The organism is Streptomyces sp. NPDC005423, assembly GCF_040606415.1.
Lineage (GTDB): Bacteria > Actinomycetota > Actinomycetes > Streptomycetales > Streptomycetaceae > Streptomyces.
The window spans coordinates 1-3,968 of record NZ_JBEXET010000099.1 but is presented as its reverse complement, the minus strand read 5'-3'; the positions used below and the strand labels follow the sequence as shown (position 1 = coordinate 3,968).

Annotated in this window: 2 rRNA genes; both read right to left on the bottom strand. The window is 57.1% G+C overall.

Going from position 1 to position 3,968, the window contains the following annotated elements:
- Window positions 1-31: 31 nt before the first annotated feature.
- Window positions 32-3,156 (bottom strand): 23S ribosomal RNA (locus tag ABZT12_RS39160).
- A gap of 283 nt (window positions 3,157-3,439) precedes the next feature.
- Window positions 3,440-3,968 (bottom strand): 16S ribosomal RNA (locus tag ABZT12_RS39155); the annotation flags it as partial.

The window sequence follows — 3,968 nt, the reverse complement described above, 5'->3', positions numbered from 1 at the left end:
CTCAGAACTAACACAGTGGACGCGAGCAACTGAGGACAAGCCCTCGGCCTATTAGTACCGGTCAACTCCACCCATTACTGGGCTTCCATATCCGGCCTATCAACCCAGTCGTCTACTGGGAGCCTTACCCCATCAAGTGGGTGGGAGTCCTCATCTCGAAGCAGGCTTCCCGCTTAGATGCTTTCAGCGGTTATCCCTCCCGAACGTAGCCAACCAGCCATGCCCTTGGCAGAACAACTGGCACACCAGAGGTTCGTCCGTCCCGGTCCTCTCGTACTAGGGACAGCCCTTCTCAAGACTCCTGCGCGCGCAGCGGATAGGGACCGAACTGTCTCACGACGTTCTAAACCCAGCTCGCGTACCGCTTTAATGGGCGAACAGCCCAACCCTTGGGACCGACTCCAGCCCCAGGATGCGACGAGCCGACATCGAGGTGCCAAACCATCCCGTCGATATGGACTCTTGGGGAAGATCAGCCTGTTATCCCCGGGGTACCTTTTATCCGTTGAGCGACGGCGCTTCCACAAGCCACCGCCGGGTCACTAGTCCCGACTTTCGTCCCTGCTCGACCCGTCGGTCTCACAGTCAAGCTCCCTTGTGCACTTACACTCAACACCTGATTGCCAACCAGGCTGAGGGAACCTTTGGGCGCCTCCGTTACATTTTAGGAGGCAACCGCCCCAGTTAAACTACCCATCAGACACTGTCCCTGATCCGGATCACGGACCCAGGTTAGACATCCAGCACGACCAGACTGGTATTTCAACGACGACTCCCCCTGAACTGGCGTCCAGAGTTCACAGTCTCCCAGCTATCCTACACAAGCCGAACCGAACACCAATATCAAACTATAGTAAAGGTCCCGGGGTCTTTCCGTCCTGCTGCGCGAAACGAGCATCTTTACTCGTAGTGCAATTTCACCGGGCCTATGGTTGAGACAGTCGAGAAGTCGTTACGCCATTCGTGCAGGTCGGAACTTACCCGACAAGGAATTTCGCTACCTTAGGATGGTTATAGTTACCACCGCCGTTTACTGGCGCTTAAGTTCTCAGCTTCGCCACACCGAAATGTGACTAACCGGTCCCCTTAACGTTCCAGCACCGGGCAGGCGTCAGTCCGTATACATCGCCTTACGGCTTCGCACGGACCTGTGTTTTTAGTAAACAGTCGCTTCTCGCTGGTCTCTGCGGCCACACCCAGCTCAGAGTGCAAGACTCCTCACCAGACATGGCCCCCCTTCTCCCGAAGTTACGGGGGCATTTTGCCGAGTTCCTTAACCATAGTTCACCCGAACGCCTCGGTATTCTCTACCTGACCACCTGAGTCGGTTTAGGGTACGGGCCGCCATGAAACTCGCTAGAGGCTTTTCTCGACAGCATAGGATCATCCACTTCACCACAATCGGCTCGGCATCAGGTCTCAGCCACATGTACGACGGATTTACCTATCGCACGGCCTACACCCTTACCCCGGGACAACCACCGCCCGGGATGGACTACCTTCCTGCGTCACCCCATCACTCACCTACTACCACCTTGGACCGGCGGCTCCACCACTCCCCTCAACTCCGAAGAGATCAGGGCGGCTTCACGGCCTTAGCATTAATGGACTCGATGTTTGACGCTTCACAGCGGGTACCGGAATATCAACCGGTTATCCATCGACTACGCCTGTCGGCCTCGCCTTAGGTCCCGACTTACCCTGGGCAGATCAGCTTGACCCAGGAACCCTTAGTCAATCGGCGCACACGTTTCTCACGTGTGTATCGCTACTCATGCCTGCATTCTCACTCGTGAACCGTCCACCACTGCCTTCCGGCGCGGCTTCACCCGGCACACGACGCTCCCCTACCCATCCCAGCAGGCGTTGGCCCTATATGCTGAAATGACACGACTTCGGCGGTACGCTTGAGCCCCGCTACATTGTCGGCGCGGAATCACTAGACCAGTGAGCTATTACGCACTCTTTCAAGGGTGGCTGCTTCTAAGCCAACCTCCTGGTTGTCTGTGCGACTCCACATCCTTTCCCACTTAGCGTACGCTTAGGGGCCTTAGTCGATGCTCTGGGCTGTTTCCCTCTCGACCATGGAGCTTATCCCCCACAGTCTCACTGCCGCGCTCTCACTTACCGGCATTCGGAGTTTGGCTAAGGTCAGTAACCCGGTAGGGCCCATCGCCTATCCAGTGCTCTACCTCCGGCAAGAAACACACGACGCTGCACCTAAATGCATTTCGGGGAGAACCAGCTATCACGGAGTTTGATTGGCCTTTCACCCCTAACCACAGGTCATCCCCCAGGTTTTCAACCCTGGTGGGTTCGGTCCTCCACGAAGTCTTACCTCCGCTTCAACCTGCCCATGGCTAGATCACTCCGCTTCGGGTCTTGAGCGCGCTACTAAATCGCCCTATTCGGACTCGCTTTCGCTACGGCTTCCCCACACGGGTTAACCTCGCAACACACCGCAAACTCGCAGGCTCATTCTTCAAAAGGCACGCAGTCACGAGAATGAAGAACAAGTCTCCACTCCGACGCTCCCACGGCTTGTAGGCACACGGTTTCAGGTACTATTTCACTCCGCTCCCGCGGTACTTTTCACCATTCCCTCACGGTACTATCCGCTATCGGTCACCAGGGAATATTTAGGCTTAGCGGGTGGTCCCGCCAGATTCACACGGGATTTCTCGGGCCCCGTGCTACTTGGGTGTCTCTCAAACGAGCCGTTGATGTTTCGACTACGGGGGTCTTACCCTCTACGCCGGACCTTTCGCATGTCCTTCGCCTACACCAACGGTTTCTGACTCGCCTCACAGCCGGCAGACTGTGAAAGAGAGATCCCACAACCCCGCACACGCAACCCCTGCCGGGTCTCACACGTATACGGTTTGGCCTCATCCGGTTTCGCTCGCCACTACTCCCGGAATCACGGTTGTTTTCTCTTCCTGCGGGTACTGAGATGTTTCACTTCCCCGCGTTCCCTCCACACTGCCTATGTGTTCAGCAGCGGGTGACAGCCCATGACGACTGCCGGGTTTCCCCATTCGGAAACCCCCGGATCAAAGCCTGGTTGACGACTCCCCGGGGACTATCGTGGCCTCCCACGTCCTTCATCGGTTCCTGGTACCAAGGCATCCACCGTGCGCCCTTAAAAACTTGGCCACAGATGCTCGCGTCCACTGTGCAGTTCTCAAACAACGACCAACCACCCATCACCCTGCCCATCAAGGACAAGTTCACTGGGGCCGGCAACTGAGGAAAATTTCGTTCCCTCAGACACCCAACAGCGTGCCCGACCAGTCCCCGCCCGAAGATCATGCTTTCCACACCCTCAGAAAGGGTTGTACTCGCAAGCCTCCGGCCCGTGACACCAGCCGAATAATCAACGTTCCACCCATGAGCAACCGTGCGAGACATCTGCTCGCAGTCGGCTATTGCTCCTTAGAAAGGAGGTGATCCAGCCGCACCTTCCGGTACGGCTACCTTGTTACGACTTCGTCCCAATCGCCAGTCCCACCTTCGACAGCTCCCTCCCACAAGGGGTTGGGCCACCGGCTTCGGGTGTTACCGACTTTCGTGACGTGACGGGCGGTGTGTACAAGGCCCGGGAACGTATTCACCGCAGCAATGCTGATCTGCGATTACTAGCAACTCCGACTTCATGGGGTCGAGTTGCAGACCCCAATCCGAACTGAGACCGGCTTTTTGAGATTCGCTCCACCTCACGGTATCGCAGCTCATTGTACCGGCCATTGTAGCACGTGTGCAGCCCAAGACATAAGGGGCATGATGACTTGACGTCGTCCCCACCTTCCTCCGAGTTGACCCCGGCGGTCTCCTGTGAGTCCCCATCACCCCGAAGGGCATGCTGGCAACACAGGACAAGGGTTGCGCTCGTTGCGGGACTTAACCCAACATCTCACGACACGAGCTGACGACAGCCATGCACCACCTGTACACCGACCACAAGGGGG